Origin of the sequence: Spirosoma aureum, assembly GCF_011604685.1 — a bacterium.
Classification (GTDB): domain Bacteria; phylum Bacteroidota; class Bacteroidia; order Cytophagales; family Spirosomataceae; genus Spirosoma; species Spirosoma aureum.
This window is the reverse complement of the sequence record NZ_CP050063.1, coordinates 6,490,402-6,510,241: the sequence shown is the minus strand read 5'-3', so window position 1 is coordinate 6,510,241 and position 19,840 is coordinate 6,490,402. Positions and strand designations below refer to the sequence as shown.

General features: G+C 47.2%; 19 protein-coding genes. 14 read left to right on the top strand and 5 right to left on the bottom strand.

Annotated elements, in window-relative coordinates:
* Window positions 1-147 precede the first annotated feature (147 nt).
* Window positions 148-1,413: a BamA/TamA family outer membrane protein gene (locus G8759_RS25920; RefSeq protein WP_232073946.1), complete on the bottom strand. Its 1,266-nt coding sequence runs from the start codon at window positions 1,411-1,413 to the stop codon at window positions 148-150.
* Between the two features lie 143 nt (window positions 1,414-1,556).
* Entirely contained in the window at window positions 1,557-2,300 is a 744-nt protein-coding gene (locus tag G8759_RS25915) for a hypothetical protein (RefSeq protein ID WP_167214835.1), read from the bottom strand.
* Window positions 2,301-2,470: 170 nt separating this feature from the next.
* On the opposite strand from G8759_RS25915, the gene G8759_RS25910 reads away from it, so the two are divergent.
* The 4 genes from G8759_RS25910 (at window position 2,471) to G8759_RS25895 (ending at window position 8,872) form a co-directional block, all read left to right on the top strand.
* Complete coding sequence (locus G8759_RS25910; protein ID WP_167214831.1) at window positions 2,471-5,527, top strand: amidohydrolase family protein; 3,057 nt, start codon at window positions 2,471-2,473, stop codon at window positions 5,525-5,527.
* Window positions 5,528-5,594: 67 nt separating this feature from the next.
* A complete protein-coding gene (locus tag G8759_RS25905) occupies window positions 5,595-6,887 on the top strand; it encodes an amidohydrolase family protein (RefSeq protein ID WP_167214828.1) in 1,293 nt (430 codons plus the stop codon).
* 108 nt (window positions 6,888-6,995) lie between these two features.
* A complete protein-coding gene (gene corA, locus G8759_RS25900; RefSeq protein ID WP_167214825.1) occupies window positions 6,996-7,946 on the top strand; it encodes a magnesium/cobalt transporter CorA in 951 nt (316 codons plus the stop codon).
* 101 nt (window positions 7,947-8,047) lie between these two features.
* Window positions 8,048-8,872: a mechanosensitive ion channel family protein gene (locus G8759_RS25895; RefSeq protein ID WP_167214822.1), complete on the top strand. Its 825-nt coding sequence runs from the start codon at window positions 8,048-8,050 to the stop codon at window positions 8,870-8,872.
* Between the two features lie 224 nt (window positions 8,873-9,096).
* Here G8759_RS25895 and G8759_RS25890 read toward each other — a convergent pair whose 3' ends face one another.
* Together G8759_RS25890 and G8759_RS25885 are read right to left on the bottom strand one after the other, a co-directional pair.
* A complete protein-coding gene (locus G8759_RS25890) occupies window positions 9,097-9,744 on the bottom strand; it encodes an NADPH-dependent F420 reductase (RefSeq protein WP_167214819.1) in 648 nt (215 codons plus the stop codon).
* A gap of 124 nt (window positions 9,745-9,868) precedes the next feature.
* Entirely contained in the window at window positions 9,869-10,435 is a 567-nt protein-coding gene (locus G8759_RS25885; protein ID WP_167214816.1) for an NADPH-dependent FMN reductase, read from the bottom strand.
* An 813-nt stretch (window positions 10,436-11,248) separates the two neighbouring features.
* On the opposite strand from G8759_RS25885, the gene G8759_RS25880 reads away from it, so the two are divergent.
* From G8759_RS25880 to truA, 10 genes are all read left to right on the top strand, one after another.
* Window positions 11,249-11,581 carry a winged helix-turn-helix transcriptional regulator gene (locus G8759_RS25880; RefSeq protein WP_167214813.1) on the top strand — a complete coding sequence of 111 codons (333 nt, stop codon included), beginning with the start codon at window positions 11,249-11,251 and terminating at the stop codon, window positions 11,579-11,581.
* Window positions 11,582-11,589: 8 nt separating this feature from the next.
* The gene (locus G8759_RS25875) at window positions 11,590-12,756 is read left to right on the top strand and encodes a fatty acid desaturase family protein (RefSeq protein ID WP_167214810.1); all 1,167 of its coding nucleotides are present in this window, start codon (window positions 11,590-11,592) and stop codon (window positions 12,754-12,756) included.
* Window positions 12,757-12,772: 16 nt separating this feature from the next.
* Entirely contained in the window at window positions 12,773-13,675 is a 903-nt protein-coding gene (locus tag G8759_RS25870) for an SAM-dependent methyltransferase (RefSeq protein WP_167214807.1), read from the top strand.
* A 31-nt stretch (window positions 13,676-13,706) separates the two neighbouring features.
* The gene (locus G8759_RS25865) at window positions 13,707-14,588 is read left to right on the top strand and encodes a transglutaminase family protein (protein WP_167214804.1); all 882 of its coding nucleotides are present in this window, start codon (window positions 13,707-13,709) and stop codon (window positions 14,586-14,588) included.
* 512 nt (window positions 14,589-15,100) lie between these two features.
* On the top strand, window positions 15,101-15,250 hold the full coding sequence (locus G8759_RS25860; RefSeq protein WP_167214801.1) for a hypothetical protein: 150 nt from the start codon (window positions 15,101-15,103) through the stop codon (window positions 15,248-15,250).
* Window positions 15,251-15,318: 68 nt separating this feature from the next.
* On the top strand, window positions 15,319-15,531 hold the full coding sequence (locus G8759_RS25855; RefSeq protein ID WP_167214798.1) for a hypothetical protein: 213 nt from the start codon (window positions 15,319-15,321) through the stop codon (window positions 15,529-15,531).
* A gap of 483 nt (window positions 15,532-16,014) precedes the next feature.
* A complete protein-coding gene (locus tag G8759_RS25850; protein WP_167214795.1) occupies window positions 16,015-16,218 on the top strand; it encodes a hypothetical protein in 204 nt (67 codons plus the stop codon).
* 101 nt (window positions 16,219-16,319) lie between these two features.
* Window positions 16,320-16,772, top strand: coding sequence for a hypothetical protein (locus G8759_RS25845; RefSeq protein ID WP_167214792.1), 453 nt, complete (start codon window positions 16,320-16,322; stop codon window positions 16,770-16,772).
* Between the two features lie 105 nt (window positions 16,773-16,877).
* Window positions 16,878-18,200, top strand: coding sequence for a DUF6600 domain-containing protein (locus tag G8759_RS25840; RefSeq protein WP_167214789.1), 1,323 nt, complete (start codon window positions 16,878-16,880; stop codon window positions 18,198-18,200).
* A gap of 89 nt (window positions 18,201-18,289) precedes the next feature.
* Window positions 18,290-19,057, top strand: a complete 768-nt coding sequence (gene truA / locus G8759_RS25835) for a tRNA pseudouridine(38-40) synthase TruA (RefSeq protein ID WP_167214786.1) — start codon at window positions 18,290-18,292, stop codon at window positions 19,055-19,057.
* Between the two features lie 55 nt (window positions 19,058-19,112).
* Here truA and G8759_RS25830 read toward each other — a convergent pair whose 3' ends face one another.
* On the bottom strand, window positions 19,113-19,682 hold the full coding sequence (locus tag G8759_RS25830) for a type 1 glutamine amidotransferase domain-containing protein (RefSeq protein WP_167214783.1): 570 nt from the start codon (window positions 19,680-19,682) through the stop codon (window positions 19,113-19,115).
* Window positions 19,683-19,840: the final 158 nt, after the last annotated feature.

Here is a 19,840-nt window from a genome sequence, read left to right as displayed (position 1 = left end):
TACGGGAGTCATTTTTCCGAATTTATGGACAGGAAAGTACGTAGAAATTGATGAGTCCACATGTGAGGTATGCGTTACCGGGCATTTACATCAACATGTTGATTTGCGGAGAGCCAAAACATATTCCATCGCTCCAGTAATCAGCTATCAGAAGACCTCTCCTAAGTTGAAAAATAACCCACTGGAACCATCGAAGCCGAAGCCGTAGTCGACGGAAAGGTTTGTACGGGATATCTTGTTCATTTTCAGGCGCAACCCCGCGCCTACGGCCGGAACAATTTTTTCGAACTGCCCACTGGTCTGCTCCGTTACGGTTTGCGCATTGGCAAAGACAACACCGCCCAACAGTCGGTCATTCGTTATGTGAAACCGATATTCACTTTCGGCATAAAGCAGTTTCTTGCCCCGAAAACGGCCCTGAATAAATCCCCGCCCCACATTGCCACTATTATCCCAACCTGTGCTGGGCAAATCCAGAAATGGAGGATCACCATCCAGCGTCAGTGCATTATAGGACCAGAAAGCTAGAATATTATCTGACCTCGATGGCAGATGAACGTATTTACGGGCCTCAACTAATAATGATTGATAGGTCTCATCGCTGCCCAGGGCACTCATATTAGCCCGGAAAACAGCATTGACATACAAGCCACCACTCGGGTTAATGGCGTTGTGCCGGTTGTCGTATAAGAGATGCAGGGTTGGCCCTGACGATATGGACCGGCCAACAACGCCAAACGGATACCGCGAAATGCGCGTAACTTCCCGGCGACTATTATAGCTGTCGATATTCCAGTGGAGGTCCAGATTGTAGCCAACTCCGGCATAAAAATTTTCGGCAAGCCGTCGTAATAGACTCTGATAAAGTCGATTGTAGGCGTAGTCCATATTGATTACCCGATCCGTGGAGGTGAACATGCCTAATCCGTAAGTCGCCTGAGGGTAATGCATCAATCGCCAGTCATTGGTCCACAGGAAATGGTTATCGGCACTCCATATCGCTGAATTGGCCATCAGAATGACCTGATTGTTTTGCGTATAGGATAGATTGACCGTCATGGATGACATGTTGGCACGAGGTTTTCGGAAAGCTGCGTTAACCACCACAGCTACCAGTCCTCTCGTCTGAAGGGTATAGCCGATTTGTGGAATGATCAGCACAAAATGCTTCCCCTCCTGCAACGATGACGAGTCATGGGGAGTGATCGGTAAACGCGGGAACCAGTGCTTGAAAACATCGGCAATGTCCTGAAGATGAGTTGCCGGTCTGATTTCGTCTATGCCTGTTGTATCCGATAAGAGTCCCTGGGCGGCATAACAATTAGCTCCCGATACACCGATGATCAGCAGGCTAAGTACTAAGCCTGGGATAATAAGGCTATGCCGAACAAGATAATTAGCTAAGAAAGACACTGACTTATAGCAGCTTGGAGTCGTTGAGTCGACGTCCTGTTCATCCAAACGCGAAAAATTACCTGAATGTTGCAAGGCATCACCAGGTAGTTTGGCGCATCGGGTATCCGTCAATTTAAAGCCCTGCTGCAACGGTTATTGGATTATAGGCTGTTATAATAGGTTACTAAAGCCGCCATCCCTGATCGGGTTTTCAGATCAGGTTTTTCTTTTTTTAGGAAGGCTTCTATCTGGTCTTTTTTATCCGCCATTACGTCAAGAAGCGCTTTTTTGCCGGGCGAGAATTTGGCCGCTTTCGTATTCTGGGCAATATACCAGTCCATTTTTTTTATCAGCTCATCATCCTTGGTGCCTGTATTCATGGCCACGTTATAATTGGCTCGCCGGATATATACCGACGGATGCTGGAGAAGCTGTAATTTACCGGCTGTGATCTGCTCGAAAAAACCCGTCAGATTTTCGGCATCTCCTTTATACTCCATGACATTGATGAATCGGCTGGGCGAACCCGTTGCGGTATTCATAACGATGTAGCGAACAGCAGTGGCTTTGACGGCCCGAATGTCTTTTGCTCCAGCTCGTATCTCTACCTCATTGGTGCTCAGATCCAGCCGGACCGGAACACCGGCTAACGAGTCATTCGTCAAGGATACACCCAGCCGATTATAAAATTTTACATTACCTGCCTGCCAGGTGGTATCGAGGTAAGGGTCACCCAGTAATTTACCGGCTGGGCCTTTGATCGTGAACAGGGAATTCGTGATGGGAATCGTAACGGTCGTATAATTGATTCGATCGCGGGTGGTTTGGGTCATGAACTGCTCCTGCTCCTGGGCGAAAGCAGCAGTTTTTACACTAAGAAAAGTGAGTAAAACGAATAAGCGCATAGTTCTGAATAGGGATGATTTCGTCCTCAAAATAACAATTTTTATTTTAACTATAAGCTATCTAAGTTTTACAGGTTTGACAAAATCTTCTTTGGATAAACTGATCGAAGGCACGTTTAATTCTGTATTTTTGGCAGTTAACCCCAATCATCAACCAATCAATCACTTTCATGAGAAGACATTTCCTGACGGCACTTTTTGCGGCTGGTCTGGCCTATTCTGCTGTGGCTCAGACGACCTTCCCCCGCAACGGTGTCTACGATGAACGGCCAGGACTGTATGCGTTCACCAATGCCACCATCGTTGTTGATCCACAAACGACACTGCAAAATGCTACGCTTCTGATTCGCGATGGTCGCGTTGAAGCGGTTGGCAGTAACGTTAGCTTACCTGCCGGAACGGTTGTTGCCGATTTGAAAGGTAAGCGTATTTACCCGGCTCTTATTGACATCGACTCCGACTATGGAATGCCCGAATTGCCGCCCGCCACGGGGCCCGGTGGTCGTGGAGGTGTTCCTCAATTAGAATCAAACAAAAAAGGAGCTTATTACTGGAACCAGGCGGTTCAGCCCGAGAATAATGCGAGTTTATTATTTAAGGCAACACCCGCCAAAGCGGATGAACTCCGAAAACTGGGCTTCGGTGCCGTATTGACGCATCCTCATGATGGTATTGTACGGGGTACGGGTGCTTTAGTGACACTGGCCGATGAGCGTGAAAATACGCTCGTACTGAAGTCTACCGCAACGGCGCATTATTCTTTTAACAAAGGAACATCACGGCAAAATTATCCGAACTCCATGATGGGTGTCGTGGCACTGCTGCGGCAGGCGATGTATGATGCCGACTGGTATAAACGGGGTGGTAGTAAAGAACAGTCCAATCTGTCGCTCGATGCCCTAAATCGTAACCAGTCGTTACCCGCCATTTTTGATGCTGGCGACAAACTAGGCATTCTTCGAGCCGATAAGGTGGGCGATGAGTTTGGTGTTCAATACATTATCAAAGGATCGGGGGATGAATACCAGCGTCTTGACGAAATTAAAGCGACGGGCGCTTCGCTGATCGTACCGGTTAATTTTCCCCAACCGTACGATGTTGAGGACACCTGGGATGCCGACAATGTGGCTTTTTCGGAGCTTAAACACTGGGAAATGGCCCCAATGAATGCCGGACGACTTGCTGGGGCCAACATCCCGTTTGCGTTGACAACGGCCGGACTGAGAACCAAAACCGAGTTTTGGGCTAATCTGCGTAAGGCCATCGAGAATGGACTATCGGAGCAAAAAGCGCTGGAAGCCCTGACCACCGCTCCGGCCCGACTCATGAAAGCCGAAGACCAGGTCGGAAGCCTGCAGAAAGGAAAGGTGGCCAACTTCATTATTACATCGGGCAACCTGTTTAGCGCCGACAATGTAATCTATGAAAACTGGATCAGTGGCAAACAATACATCATTAATCAGAAAGACGCGGCTGATTTGCGCGGGATCTGGCAACTGACTGTAGGTGATCGAAGCAACATCAAACTGACGATAACCGGAAAATCGGCCGATAAGCCAGAGTATCAGATTCAGGTCGATACAACTAAAATTACTCCCAAAGTAGCCGTTAGTGGCGATATTATTTCGATTCAGACCCAGTTGGATCGGCGTCCCGGCTCGGGCACAACCCGGCTGACAGGTTATCGCACGTCGCCGACCACGCTCAAAGGTGATGGAGAAACTCCCGATGGTAAACGGATAACCTGGTCGGCAACGAAAGGGACCGATACGCCACAATCGGCAAGTGCAGTAACGGCCGCACGATCCACATCGGCCACTTCGTCGACAGCGGTGATTTATCCGTTTGTGGGTATGGGCAATTTGCAGAAACCCAAATCGGAGACGGTCATGATTCGTAATGCAACGGTCTGGACCAACGAAAAAGATGGTGTGCTGACCAATGCCGATGTTTTTGTAACGGATGGTAAAATTTCTAAGGTTGGTAAAAACCTGCCCGTTCCGGCCGATATCAAAGTATTCGATGGAACCGGTAAGCACCTCACCAACGGAATCATTGACGAGCATTCACACATTGCCCTATTGACAATCAATGAAGGCGGGCAATCGAGTTCGGCCGAAGTGCGCATGGCCGATGTTATCAACCCAGACGATGTAAACATTTATCGGCAGCTGGCCGGTGGTGTTACGACGTCCCAATTACTGCACGGGTCCGCGAACTCCATCGGTGGTCAGTCGGCCATTGTCAAGTTAAAGTGGGGTGAGTCGCCGGAGAGTATGCTGATAAAAGGTGCCGACGGCTTCATCAAGTTTGCCCTGGGTGAAAACGTTAAACAATCCAATAACCCAAGTTCGGGCGTCCGTTTCCCGCAATCGCGGATGGGAGTGGAGCAGGTCTATATGGATCACTTCACGCGGGCGAAAGAATATGCCAAAGAATGGGCCGCCTATACTAAACTGGGAGCCAAAGAAAAAGCAGCCGCGATTCCTCCCCGCCGTGACATCGAACTGGATGCACTGGCTGAAATTCTGTCGGCTAAGCGATTTATCACCTGCCACTCTTACGTGCAGTCGGAAATTAATATGCTGTTGAAAGTGGCCGACTCGCTGGGCTTCAAAGTCAATACGTTTACGCACATTCTGGAAGGGTATAAACTGGCAGACAAAATGGCGAAACATGGTGTTGGCGGTTCTTCATTTGCTGACTGGTGGGCCTACAAAATGGAAGTTCACGATGCTATTCCGTACAATGCGGCCCTCATGCACCGTCAGGGAGTTACGGTATCAATCAACTCGGATGATGCCGAAATGGCCCGTCGATTGAATCAGGAAGCGGCCAAAACAGTTGAATACGGTGGTGTTTCTGAAGAAGATGCCTGGAAAATGGTGACGCTAAACCCGGCGAAACTCCTTCACCTGGATAACCGGATGGGCAGTATTAAAGTCGGTAAAGATGCTGACCTGGTACTCTGGAACGCACATCCGCTGTCTATTTATGCCCGGCCCGAATTTACGATGATCGAAGGAGCTATTTACTTCAGCCTCAAAGATGAAGACGCCAAACGGGAAGCGATGCAGGCCGAACGTGCCCGGTTGATCCAGAAGACTTTAGCAGCCAAAGCTACCGGAACACCAACGCAGCGGCCCACCTTCCGGCGGTCGCGGATGTGGCATTGTGAAGACATTGAAGGTGTAATGGCCGAAGGTGAAGAAGAAGCACAGAAATAGCAACGACCTAACTGAGAACATGGAGACCTTTCTTGATTTGGTGAAGGGATCTGTGCTTAAAAACACTATGAAGAAAATACTAACATTAATACTAACACTGGGCGTACTCACGAGTTATGCCCAGAACCCTGCTCCAGCTAAGCCACAGGAGCGGGCTATCGCCCTGACCGGGGCTACCATTCACGTCGGGAATGGACAGGTGATTCAAAATGGCGTGGTTGTTTTCGACAAAGGTATTATCACAGCCATTGGCGACGGTAGTACGCCTACGGCTGGTGCGGAAGTAATCAGCGCTGCGGGAAAACACGTTTATCCCGGTTTTATATCTCCAGCCTCAACGGTTGGTTTGCAGGAAATCGGAGCGGTAAAGGCAACCGTCGATAAGCAGGAGATCGGCGATCTGAACCCGAACGTTCGGGCGTTGATTGCCTACAATACAGACTCGGAAATTATCCCGACCATTCGCAATAACGGCGTTTTGCTGACACAGGCCATGCCCCAGGGCGGTACTGTATCGGGGAGTTCGAGTATCATGATGACGGATGGCTGGAACTGGGAAGATGCGGTTCTGAAAAAAGACGATGGGATCTGGCTCAACTGGCCAAGCTATTTCGCACGCGATTTCAATCTGGAAGATTTCTCGCTGACCATTCGGAAAAACGAAAAAAGGACTGCCGCTATGAGTGCGTTGCAGGCCACGTTTGCCGATGCGAAAGCCTATGCTGCTTTGCCAAGTCCGGCTTCGATGAACCTTAAGCTGGAATCGATGCGTGGGTTATTTTCGGGTAAACAGAACCTATATATCCGGGCTGATTATGGCAAAGACATTATCGAATCGGTCATGTTTGCCAAGTCACTTGGTATTCCCAAAATCGTGATCGTTGGGGGCGAAGAGGCACACCGGGTTGTCACGTTTCTGAAAGAAAACAACATTCCGGTCATTCTGAGCGAACTGCATCGGTTGCCAAACCGCGAAGACGAAGATGTCGATTTACCGTATCGTATGCCCGGTATACTGCACAAAGGAGGTGTTCTGGTTGGATTGAGCTACGCTGATGGCTGGTGGCGGACGCGCAATCTGGCGTTTTTAGCAGGAACGGCTTCTGGCTTTGGCATCACTGATAAGGAAGAGGCCTTAAAGTTGATTACCTCAAACAATGCTAAAATTCTGGGGATCGATGCCGTTGCCGGAACGCTCGAAAAAGGCAAACAGGCCACCTTGTTTGTATCGGCCGGAGATGCGCTCGACATGCGGACAAACGTTGTCGAACAGGTGTTTATCCAGGGCCGTAAGGTGAATCTGGACGATCGGCATAAACGCCTGTATAAGACCTATAAGGATAAATACGAGCAGAAGTAGCCAATCGTAGGTGATCTTACTTAGCTAAAAAACGGAGCGGCTTTTTACCGCTCCGTTTTTTTATGAACTTTGCGCGCCGATAAACCGATAACTGCTTCACTCAACTTCATGATCCGTATCTTTCAGCTTGACGAAACGTCCGTTCGCAAAGTCCGCGATATTGAATCTTTTTCGAATACCGAACGGACACTTTGGGTCGATTTGCAAAACCCGACGCCTGCCGAAATCAAGAGTGTAGAGGAAAAATTCGATGTGGATTTTCTGAGTCAGCAGGAGCAGCTGGAGATCGAAAGCAGCTCCCGGTATATTGAGGAAGATGATTTTCTGATCGCCAACTCCAATTTTTTAATTCCTGATAAAGAGCAGCGATACGTGACGGTGCCGGTGAGTTTTCTGTTGAAAGATGACACGCTGTTTACCTATCGTAACGCAGACCTGAAATCATTCGCCGATACAGTTAAGCGAATCAAGTCGCGCCGGGCGGTATTCAGCGATGGGGCCCAGATCCTGATCTCAATTTTTGAATCCCGGATCGATTATGATGCCGATCTGGTCGAATTGGTATCGGGCGAGATTAAAGCTATTAATCGCCTGCTTGATCTGGATGCCAATCTTGACCGGGAAATGCTGCTGAATATCAACGATTACCAGGAGTTGACGATGTCTATTCGGGAAAATGTGGTTGATAAACAGCGCGTTATTTCGTCCATGATCCGTTCCGACGGCTGGTTCAATGAGCTTGAACAGCAACGGCTTCGAACGCTCATTAAAGACATCAATTCGCTGATCGACCATACGAACTTTATTTTTGAGCGACTTGAGTTTCTGCAAAACACCTATCTTGGTTTAATTGACCTGGAGCAAAACCGGGTCGTTAAAATCTTTACGGTTGTTTCGCTGGTATTTCTTCCACCAACCTTGCTGGCAAGTATATGGGGTATGAACTTCGATGAAATGCCCGAAATCCACTGGAAATACGGATACATTTTTGCGCTGGCTATGATGGTTTCCGCGTCGGCCCTGACGGTTTGGATATTTCGGCGAAAAAACTGGCTCTAGTAAGCGGGGAGTGAGAAAACGTAATATACAACTAACCTTTTGGCCAGTTACTTTTACGTTTATTCACGTCAGAGTTTCAAACTAATCCCCATTCATTACTCATGGAACAAGCGCAGACCAATGCCCAACGCATCTACGACCAGGTGCTAACCTTTGCTACGCTCTACGGCGGCCGCATCCTGCTGGCTATTCTGACACTCATTATTGGCCTTTGGGTAATTGGCTGGATAACCAAGCTGTTATCCTCCGTGATGACGAAACGACATGTTGACCGTGATGTACAACCGTTCCTGCTATCATTGGTCAATGCCATCCTGCGCGTGCTGCTGTTACTGAGTATTGCCAGTACACTGGGTGTCGAAACCACATCGTTTGTTGCCATTATTGGCGCGGCCGGTTTAGCCGTTGGGCTGGCTTTGCAGGGTAGTTTGGCCAACTTTGCCGGGGGCGTTCTGATTCTGACATTCAAACCTTTTCGGGTAGGGGATCTTATTTCGGCGCAGGGATTTACGGGGAATGTGGAGGCTATCCGAATTTTCGATACCATTCTGATTACGCTGGATAACAAAACCATCATTCTGCCAAATGGTCCGTTATCGACAGCATCCATTACCAATATCAGCACGAGGGGTACGATTCGGGTCGATCAGGTGTATAGCGTTGGGAGTCAGAATGATTTGGATGCGACGAAAGCATCAATTCAGAAGGCTGTCGATAGCTGTCCCTATGCTCTTAAAGATCGGACGCATGATATCTTGATTGCCAAGCTTAATGCCAACTCGCGTGACTATGATGTGCGGGTATGGACAAAGAGCGAAACTTACTGGGATACCTATTATTACATGCTGGAAAGCATTGCCCGGCAATTTGCCAAAGATGGTATTGAGGCTCCTAAACCAAAAATGTTTATTACAAACGAAGAATAGCCTTTATGATCAGTATCATCACCCGAAACTGTGTTCTGGTTTTCGATAACTATAAACGAGTCGCATCATAGTTAGACGAAGAGCCTTATGGAACAAAAAAAGCCCGATACAATCTGTATCGGGCTTTTTTTGTTCTTTGCATGGTGCGAGGTATAAATAGCTGTTCCTGCACCAGTTTGTAAGGGGTAGGAGATGCTCTAAAATTGCTAACTAAACGGTCCGTATTAGAGTCTGACCAGCTTTAAAGAGACAGCCCAGTCATTGTTCAGCATACCTCGGGCCACATACAACTGACCTAAAGGCTCGATCGCGCGAGCTGCTTCGGCTTTGCCAACATTTTCGGCTTCCCAGCCAAAACTTTCCAGAATTTCAGAAACTGTGGCTTTGGCTTCCTCGTCATTACCCGCAATAAATACCGTGCCTTTCCCGCCCTGAAACGTTGGTTTGTACATTAAGAATGCACCTACATTGTTCAGCGCCTTAACTACTTTAGCGGTTGGCAGTAATTTCTGGATGCTTTCCAGTAAGGATTCATCAGAGGTTGTAAACAATTTGGGAACACCATTGACAGGTGCTTCGGCAGCTAAAGGATTGGTGACATCGATTAAAATCTTGCCCTCGAAATTCGCTGGGCCAGCCTGTTGGAGGCTTTCCAGCGCGGCCGTTCCGGGAACGGCCAATACCACCACTTCACCGAAAGCAGCCGCCTGGGCGGGCGTATCAATGGTCAGCGAAGGGTTTTCATTTTTAAGGGTCACAATATCTTCTTTATTTGGATTTCGAGTACCTAAAATTACGTCATGACCTTCTGATACAAATGCTTTTGCCAGAGACTGCCCTACAGTTCCTGAACCAATTACGCCTACTTTCATACGCCTATTTTTTAGTGTTAAAGTTGAACAGTTGATTTGGAGCAAAAGTAGAATGAAATTACTTAGTATACAGAGATCATAGACGCAAAATAAGCTTAAGGTGTAACTCGAATGCCCACTTGGTCTAGGCCATACGCATACTTCTAAGTGTAGCTGTCCATTTAGTGAGCTCGGTTAGCATATCTTCAGCCGTTTTGGTGAGCGTTTCATCGGCCTGAAATCCATCCTGGTCATCAAGGTATTTAGCAAAGAAAGGGATATTGACCGCTTCTGTAAGAGGAGTCATTTTCAGGCTCGTGAGTACTGGTTTGAGCAGTTGCACGGCCCGCGTACCACCCGCTATACCACCGTAGCTGACAAAGGCCACAGGTTTATAAGCCCACTCTTTAACCAGATAATCCAGCGCGTTCTTTAGCGGGGCCGGAAACCCATGATTGTACTCGGGAGTGACGAAAATGAATGCATCGGCAGCATCAATTGTGGCGCTCCAGTCTTTTGTGTGCTGGTGTTCATATCGCTGTAAACGAGGATGATTGGGCTCATCCATAAAAGGAAGGTTTATCTGGGCTAAATCAAGTAGTTCAACCGTAAATTCCGACCGCTGGCTGGCTAATTCCTGAATCCATGCAGCCATAGCGGGACCTTTTCGGCCTGGGCGGGTGCTGGCAATGATGATTTTAAGCGTAAACATGAGCGTGTAAATGCGATAAAAAGTCAGTTGAAATTAAACTCCGAGGGAGTTGAAAGGTCGCCATTCATGCAATCAATACGATTTTCTTTTGCTATTATTTTTCAAAAATTGCCGGAAGTGGTACTGGCTTTTGGTTCCCTTGCCTGACTAATCGTTATCAACGCATTTAAGTTTCTGGATGTGTTGTTGACCGAAATTCTCATTCTTCAGTGATAGTTTACGAATAAATAATCTCACAAATTACTGGAATGGTCTGAAGAGGGCAGCCCGTAAAGTTGACAATCGGTAGGGGCAATTGCCGGTGCAGAAGCAATCTGTTTCGGGAGACTTCACGTATGTAACTGAGAGTTAGATCAAAATAATTGTCTGGCTGCATAGTCAATACTATAAATATCTGATTATCTTTGCTTCATTGTGGGTAAGAAACTTACTAGTATGTAAGATAGTTACCTTTTATATAGTGGCACTCACCTTCTAATCGCTCTCCACAGTTAGTATTCATTTGTGTCAGCTTTGGTCACCACAACGATGCATAAGCTGCAGATACGCAAGTTAATTAGGCCGGGGTTTTCGTGAATCTGTGGATACCCATCTTTCTCTCTTCCAATTGAGTATTACGTCACTTTTTTAATTCGCTAAATCTATCGAGCACGTTTAAGGTTTTTCTGATTTTAACGCCATAAGCAGGACTGTCTGTAAGCATCTATTTTTTGCTTACCGGCACCAGGGACCTCTTGCAGAAGATTCCCCTGCTTTAGGACTGTCTTAATTTAGTTGATCTCGCTGGTTCGGTGCAGTTTATTACTACCTATCATGAGTAAAAGTAACCGAAGCGAGTTGTCTTCTGATCCAGAATTCCAGTTGATTACTAAAGCGTTAGGGGTGATTTCTGGAAAATGGAGGCTCTACATTATCCTGCTATTGGGTGATCAAACGCTTCGTTATCGTCAGCTCAGTGAGATGCTGCCCGGCGTGAGCGAGAAAGTACTGGCCAGCGAGCTAAAATCTCTAGTGGCGTTAGGTGTTATGAAACGAACGGCGTATGCCGAAATTCCTCCGCGCGTAGAATATTCATTAACGAGAAAAGGCCAATTGGCCTTACCGATTCTAAAGAAAATTCAGGAAATCGGTCAAATCTTTAACTGATTTTATAGGTGTTAACTCAAGTGAAATTTAAAAATACAAACCGCTCACAGTTCTTTGTTACGGTCCGAAAACGGGTCGACACGTATTTTAGTGAGCAGGCTATTTCTCCCCATGCCAATGGTGCCATGTGGGCGAAAGCAATATTCTTTCTGGTAGGCTATGCGTCATTGTATGGCCTGATCATGTCAAATCAATTTGGGCCCTGGGCAATGCTCGGACTGGCTGTTGTGCTGGGTATGTTTGCCGCATTTATTGGCTTCAACGTATCGCATGATGCCCTTCATGGCGCGTTTTCGGCTCACAGCTGGGTAAATCGACTATTAGGGAGCAGTTTCTATCTGCTGGGAGCGAACCCGTATGTGTGGAAAATATCGCACAACATTGTTCACCATACCTATACTAATATCCCAGGCCATGACGAAGACATTGAGTTAGCTCCCGGCCTGGTCCGGCTCGACGCTGGCGATAAGCTTCAGCCCTGGCATCGCTTTCAGCAGTGGTATACGTTTCCGCTTTATTCACTGGCTTCGCTTTCCTGGGTTTTTCGTAAAGACTACGTAAAGTTTTTTAAGAACCAGATCGGCCATTATGATACCTCGTCGCATCCACGGAAGGAGTGCGTCAAGCTATTTGCTTCCAAAGCGCTCTATTATACCTTTTTTCTTATCCTGCCTTTTCTGGTGCTTGATATTACCTGGTGGCAATTGATTATTGGATTTGTGTTAATGCATCTGGCAGAAGGATTGGTACTGGGCCTTGTTTTCCAATTGGCGCATGCTGTTGAAGGAACCGCTTTTCCACTTCCAGATGAACAGGGTGATATACAAAACGCCTGGGCTATTCATCAGATGCAAACCACGGCGAATTTTGCTCCCCAGAGTGCAATGGCTGCTTTTCTTTGTGGAGGCTTAAATCGCCAGATCGAACATCATCTGTTTCCTAAAGTCTGTCATATTCATTATCCCGCCATTACTAACATTGTCAGGCAAACAGCCCATGAGTTTGATCTGCCATATCTGGAGAACAGAAGCTTTGGCTCTGCGCTTTATTCGCACTTTCGACTTTTAGAGAGACTGGGTCGACCCGTGCAGGTCGATTCTGCCCAAAAAGTAAGCATCACGGCCGTTGAGACTGGTTCGGTCGTGCATGAGTTCACTTCAACTGGTAGTTTATAAATTCCTCTTTCAGGCAATGGCATCACAACAGGACCTCGATTTCACATACACGACCATTGATAAAATTTTTCGCCTGAGCATGGGCCAAACCGGCGATTACAGCGGTGCTATGTATAACGGTGATTTTTCATTGACGCTTGAGCAGGCACAGGAGCAGAAACACAAATTCATTGCCGACAGCTTACGAGTGGGGAAGGGATCGCGAGTACTTGATATGGGTTGCGGCTGGGGTCCATTCCTAACCTACATTAAAGGGCGTGGTGCTATTGGACGTGGTGTAACGCTCTCGCGGGGGCAGGCCGAAGCGTGCCGGGCCAATGGTCTTGATGTAGAGATCAAGGATTGCCGACACATTACTCCGGCCGATTATGGCACCTTCGATGGCGTTAGCTGCATTGGAGGCATGGAGCATTTCTGTTCGGTTGAACAATACCAGGCAGGGCAGCAGGACCAGGTATACTCCGATTTTTTTGCTATGCTTAACGATTTGTTGCCTGTAGGTGGCCGGTTCTACATGCAGACAATGGTGTTTGGCAAAAATATGATTCCATTTGAGGAAATCAGTGTGGATGCACCCAAAGATTCACCATCCTATGCACTGGCTCTGATGATTGCGCAGTTTCCGGGTTCCTGGTTGCCCTATGGGCCTGAGCAGGTTATACGAAACGCACAACCTCATTTCAAACTTATTTCCCAAAGCTCCGGGCGGCTCGACTACATCGAAACCATCGGGCAGTGGCGTAAGCGATTCCGGGCGTTCAACCTTAAAAAGTATTTTCTTTATGCGTCGTTGCTGCCAAAGCTATTGACAAATAAAGCGTTCCAGGACTTGATCGCCGTATTTAGGGTTAGTCCAAACCGAGTATGTTTCCAGCAGGAAACAATGGAACACTACCGACTGGTGTTCGAAAAAGTATAACCTGACCAGTAAATCAACTTCATCGCTTCTTATGTCTATCCGCATCGCTATTCTTCATCAAACGCATTACGAATACGATCGGATGGTTTTTCTGTCTCCCCATTTGATTCGGCTCAAGCCAGCCGCTCACTGTCCTGCGTTGATTGAGTCGTATTCACTAACCATCGAACCGGCCAATCATCTTGTACACTGGCAACAGGACCCATTCGGTAATTTTATTGCCCGCATCGATTTTGCAGAGGCTATGCAAATGATGTCGATTAAAGTCGAAATAGTTGCAGAGCTCGTACCGGTTAATCCGTTCGATTTCTTTCTGGATACCTATGCGGAATCCTTTCCTTTTCGATACGATGACCAGCTCCAGAAAGACCTCGCACCCTATCTGGAAATTGCAGAGGAGGAGACTTACCTAAAACAGTGGATAGAGCAGCAGGTCGATCAAACCAAGCAGGGTACAATTGACTTTCTCATTAACCTCAATAAAAAGGTTAATGAGAAAGTCGCTTATAACATCCGCTTACAACCCGGTGTACAAACACCCGAAGAAACATTGGTAACGGCAATCGGCTCCTGTCGCGATTCGGCCTGGCTGCTTGTACAGATTTTGCGCCAGTTCGGTTTAGCGGCTCGCTTTGTGTCTGGTTATCTGGCTCAGGTATTTCCGGATGAAAAGACCTCTGATGATTTGGCCGAACAGCCAGAAAATTCACTCGCTTTACACGCCTGGGCCGAAGTGTATATTCCTGGTGCTGGCTGGATTGGGCTTGATGCTACTTCGGGCATGCTGGCCACGGAAGGGCATATTCCGTTGGCTTGTACCTCTAACCCGGCTAGTGCGGCACCACTAACGGGTACGTCGGGTCTGAGTGAAACAACGCTGACCTATACCAATACGCTGGTTCGTCTTAACTGATTAGTAATTAGGAATATTAACAACTACCTTTACCAGGCTACGATTGGTTAACGAAACAAGTGCTTAATGGTAGAACTATTAATACGCTTTTCCCCGAATATAGCGTTTAGCTAGTATAACCTTGATGTGTGCGTGCTTACAGGCAATAAAATGCCGTTTATTATGATCGACTGCCCCGATGCAGTAAGAAAGAGAGAGCAACTTAATCAAAAGCATATCTCCCCACACTCAGGTCATCAATATCTCTTTCGCTCTCAGGCAGCTTTACGGTCCGTTTTTTTTGACAAGGACCTTTCCCTGTTTTAAAAATGATGGTAAACCAACTATTTAAGTAATACGGCGATTGCTGTAGCTGTGCCTAAACGCTTCCTATAACCTATTCCTGAAGTACTGTAAGACCGCTGCGAAAATGGGACTGGAATAGTCAAGAGGTGAAAACGCTTTCCGGTTTCTTAGTACGCCCAACGATTTGTCAGCTTGCCTCAGTTCACGATTTATTAACGACTAACAGAATGGCTAACAATCAGAAATCGACGAAAAAAGTAGCAACAAAAGCCGGTAAGGTTCATGGAAGCCCTAAGGTACCTAAATATGAGCAGCGTGAAGCGGCTTCGGCCCTGGCATTATCGCCAGCCAAACCTGACGCAAAGGGACGGAAATAAACATTACCGACCCGAAAAATGGTCTCCTGTGTTTAGTTAGGGCGTTTATTTGTAAAATCAAGGCAATTATGACTATTATTTTTAATTATCTCTTTACCAAGTCTGATGATGGTTTCATTTGTCGCGTCCCTGTGCGTATTCTAAACAAAGGGGTGTTACTAAAAGGTGTACGCCTGAATACGGTCAATTCAGAAGGTATTGATATTCAGCAATGGGTGGGTAAAAATCTGGACGTAACGATCAAAGATGGCGTATATTCAATTACAGGATTAGCGAGCTAAATGAACAGTAATAAAGCGTTGATTTAGAAGTAGGTTTCGTTGTTTGGAAATAAATAATTCGTTTCTGTAACATAAACTGATGCAGTAGGGTTAATTAGCTACCTGTTCCTCCTTCATTGGTTCTGCGGTTGTGATTAATCTACATCGGATAGATTTCTTGCTTTTCCAATCGGTTACCTAATAGTTGCAATAAGCATACTTTGTTTAGTAGTCCAGCAGGACGAAATACACCGATTAGATTCTCGACTTTTGCTGAATATCAGCGCAATACATTCTCCTTAAAACAAGCCCAAAGTTATGCAAAATGTTGTTAATCAGATCGCAAAGGGGTTCACTCGGATGATTGAAATTGTGAACTGGAGTGATTTGCTCGAACGCGCATTCCGTCCACTGATCAAATCAAATTCATTGATGGTCCAGCCGATAAGAGCAGGGTGGATTCGCTCAAGGGAAGACCAGTAAAAAAACACGAGTACATATATTATGAAAAGAACAAGTTTTAGCCGTATTGATGGTGCCGTAACAATAGTGGATAGTCTACTTAAACTGCAACATCCATTGGCTGTTTTGCCAACAAAAGGAATCAATCCGCGATTTCGAACCTTTCTGATCGATTGCGGATTGATTCTGATGACGGCTCTGGTATTAATTCTAATCCGCCGATTCAGTGGATTATGGCCAGCCTAAGTAGCTGGTTTTTTTATTCTCAGGCAGGCATACTGAGTAAGTCAGTAAACAACTACCCAATTAACGGGTTCTTGAATTAATTACCAGATCACTCAACGCCTATGTCTGCTAAAAGTACTTCTACCCTGTCGAAATCTCTCGGCAGTGGTCTTGCCGGAGCTGTTGCTCTAAACGTACTGCACGAAACTGTTCGTCAGTTTGTGGCTACTGCACCTCGCGCTGATCTTCTCGGAATGCGAAGTATTGCCAAAGGCTATCGGGCTATCGGTGAACAACCTCCTCGGGGAAATAAACTTTATTCCATGGCTATACTCGGTGATGTTGTTTCTAACGCGCTGTATTATAGTCTGGTAGGTGTTAATAAAGAACAGTCTGTATTGACCGGAGCCGCGCTGGGTGCCTTAGCTGGAGTTGGTGCTGTTACGCTCCCCGGCCGAATAGGATTGGGTGAAAAGCCAACAAATCGTACCACCGCTACCGCTGTTATGACGATTGGCTGGTATTTGTTTGGTGGACTGGTAGCCGGGGCTGTATTCAAGCAGATAAAATCGTAGTAACTCGCACTATAATATCTTTTGGAAGATGGATTAAACGTTTACGGGTCCTGGCAATCTAACCTACGATGGGTTTTGAAACTCAGCACGCAAACGATTTAAATCATGACTATCCTGAAAACGATAAAGCTGCTTGGTCTGGTAATGATACTGGCCTTGAGTCCGTCTTTCTCTCCGGAAACGATGGCGCAGCCAGGTGTCAGCTTTCCGGTCGAGTCTTTCTATGATGAACTGGCTCCTTATGGGCAATGGACACAGTATCCAGGCTACGGAAATGTATGGATTCCAAATGCCGGGCCAGATTTTCAGCCCTACGCCAGTGCCGGCCACTGGGTTGTTACGGAATACGGCAATACATGGGTTTCTGATTACGCCTGGGGGTGGGCACCTTTCCACTATGGCCGCTGGATTTACGATCCGGCCTATGGTGGCTGGATCTGGATTCCGGGCACTGACTGGGGGCCAGCCTGGGTTTCATGGCGTTCGGGTGGTGGTTATTATGGTTGGGCACCTCTGGGCCCAGGCATGAATATCAACATAAATATTAACATCCCGGCTCCTTACTGGACTTTTGTACCTCAGATTTATATCACAAGTCCGCGCGTATACAGCTACTGCGTGCCCCGGCCTAATGTGATCAATATCTATCAGAACACAACAATTATCAACAACTATTACCGGACCAATAACCGGGCTTATGTGTACGGGCCACCACGTGGCGATATTGAGCGTGTTACGCGCCGTAGTGTGCCGGTTTACCGAATCGATAACATGGATCGACCCGGTCGTTCGGTTGTAGGAAATGGATCGGTAGGCTTTTACCGCCCTGAGCATTCGCCCAATTATCGGCAGGATTATGGTCGTAATGGTCGGTTAAATAATGCTCCCCGACCCGATTACAATGGAGATAATGCCTCAGGTCGAGGATCTTATAACGGTGATAATTCTCCCAATCGGGATTATAATGGAAACAATGTCCCAAACCGGGGTGCCTACAACGGGAACGTAACACCGAGTCGGGATTATAATGGCAATGGTGCCCCCGGCAGTCGGGAATATAACGGTAATTTTTCGCCTGATCGACGCGGTTCGTATGCGAACCCTTCGCCGACGCCTAATGTACCTGCCCCTACCAATAATCCGGTACCAAATCGGTCGTTTGAGCCTAATCGGGGAGGTTACCAGCCCGCAGAGCCCGGAAACAGCGCTCCGCAGCGGAGTTTTCCTCAACATCCCAACCGTTCGTTTGAGCGCCCTAACTTTCAAACACCGTCTGGTGGAAGTCAGCCAACGCCGAATGGTCGCGAAGGAGGATTTCAGCGGATGCCCGAAAATAGGGGTGCCCAGCCCCAACTTCAGCCACGTTCATCTGAACCCAGCCAACAGGGCCGGGGTGGATTTCAGGGCGGTGGTCGTGGGCCGCGCTAAGTTTTAGAATGACTTTTTGAGCGAAGCCGCTTACCCAACGGGTGAGCGGCTTCGTCGTTTTGAGCAGTTTGGGCGTATTTTTGTCCGATATGCGTTATTTTATTGAATTATCGTATCGGGGAACAGCCTATCATGGCTGGCAAACTCAGGCAAATGGCAGTAGCGTACAGAGTACGCTGGAAGCCGCATTGACCCAACGACTTCGAAAACCTGTGTTTGTTGTTGGGAGCGGCCGTACCGATGCGGGCGTTCATGCCAGACAACAGTTTGCCCATTTTGATTTAGTAGAGCCGATTCTGTTGTCAGATGCATTGATTTATTCGATCAACTGCATTTTACCGGAAGACATTGCGATTCGAACGATCTTTCCCGTACGCCCGAATGATCATGCCCGATTCTCGGCCGTTTCACGCTATTACCAGTATCACATCACACGGTATAAAAACTCCTTTGAAAACAGCCTGACGTATCATTTCAGACCAGATTTAGAAATTGATCGGATGAACGAAGCCTGTCAGATTTTGCTCAAATACACTGACTTTAAAAGCTTTAGTAAAGCTCGGGCTAATGTCGATCATTTCCGCTGTCGACTCGATTTTGCCTACTGGCAGCGTAGCGAGTCCGACCTGCTGACGTTTCATATAAAAGCCAACCGGTTTTTATGGGGAATGGTCCGCACGATTGTCGGAACCATGCTTGAGATAGGGCAGGACCGAATGAGCCTGGACAAATTCGAGCAGTTGATTGTGGCACAGGATCGTACCATTGCCGGTCGGGCGGCTCCTGCCAACGGTCTCTACCTGGTTGATGTGGGGTATCCTGCGGAATTGCTGGCTCAGCGGGTACTGTTTGGGTAATCTATAAAAACAACAGGCAGCGATGATTTTACGATCGCTGCCTGTTGCCCATTGACTAAGCTGTTCGCTTTGCTTTTACACCTTCACCAATCAATTTGATTGTTTCCCGATTGAAGGCAGGTATATCGTCGGGTTTGCGGCTGGTAATCAGATTACCGTCGACAACCACTTCCTGATCGACCCAGTTAGCGCCTGCATTTTTGAGATCAGTCTGGATAGAAGGGTAGGAGGTCAGTTTTCGGCCATCAATTACATCTGCTTCAATCAGCATCGTTGGGGCATGGCAAATAGCCGAAACCGGTTTTTGGTGGTCAAAAAAATGCCTGATGAACTTAACAGCCTGGATTTCCATGCGGAGTTTGTCTGGGTTCATGACGCCCCCCGGCAGAAGCAAAGCATCGTAATGGGCCGGATCTGCTCCTGCCAGTGGCAGATCAACATCGAATGTATCACCCCATTCGGTTTCATCCCATCCTTTTACGCTTCCGCCTTTTGGAGCAATAATGTGAACCGTTGCGCCAGCTTCCTGAAGCGCCTTCCGGGGCTCGGTCATTTCTACCTGCTCGAACCCATCCGTCATCAAAACTGCAACTTTTTTCCCTTTCAGATTTTGTTGATTTTCCATAATCGTTGAATTGGCATAATGCCGTGTTGTACGATTAAATTAACTCTGTGTTGGTCGTATAGTTATAAGAAAAGGCAATTTTAACCTTCTCTGAAAGCTCCAGAATCAGGTGTCAGATGAATCCCATACACTCAAAGATGCCAACAATCGGTTCCTGC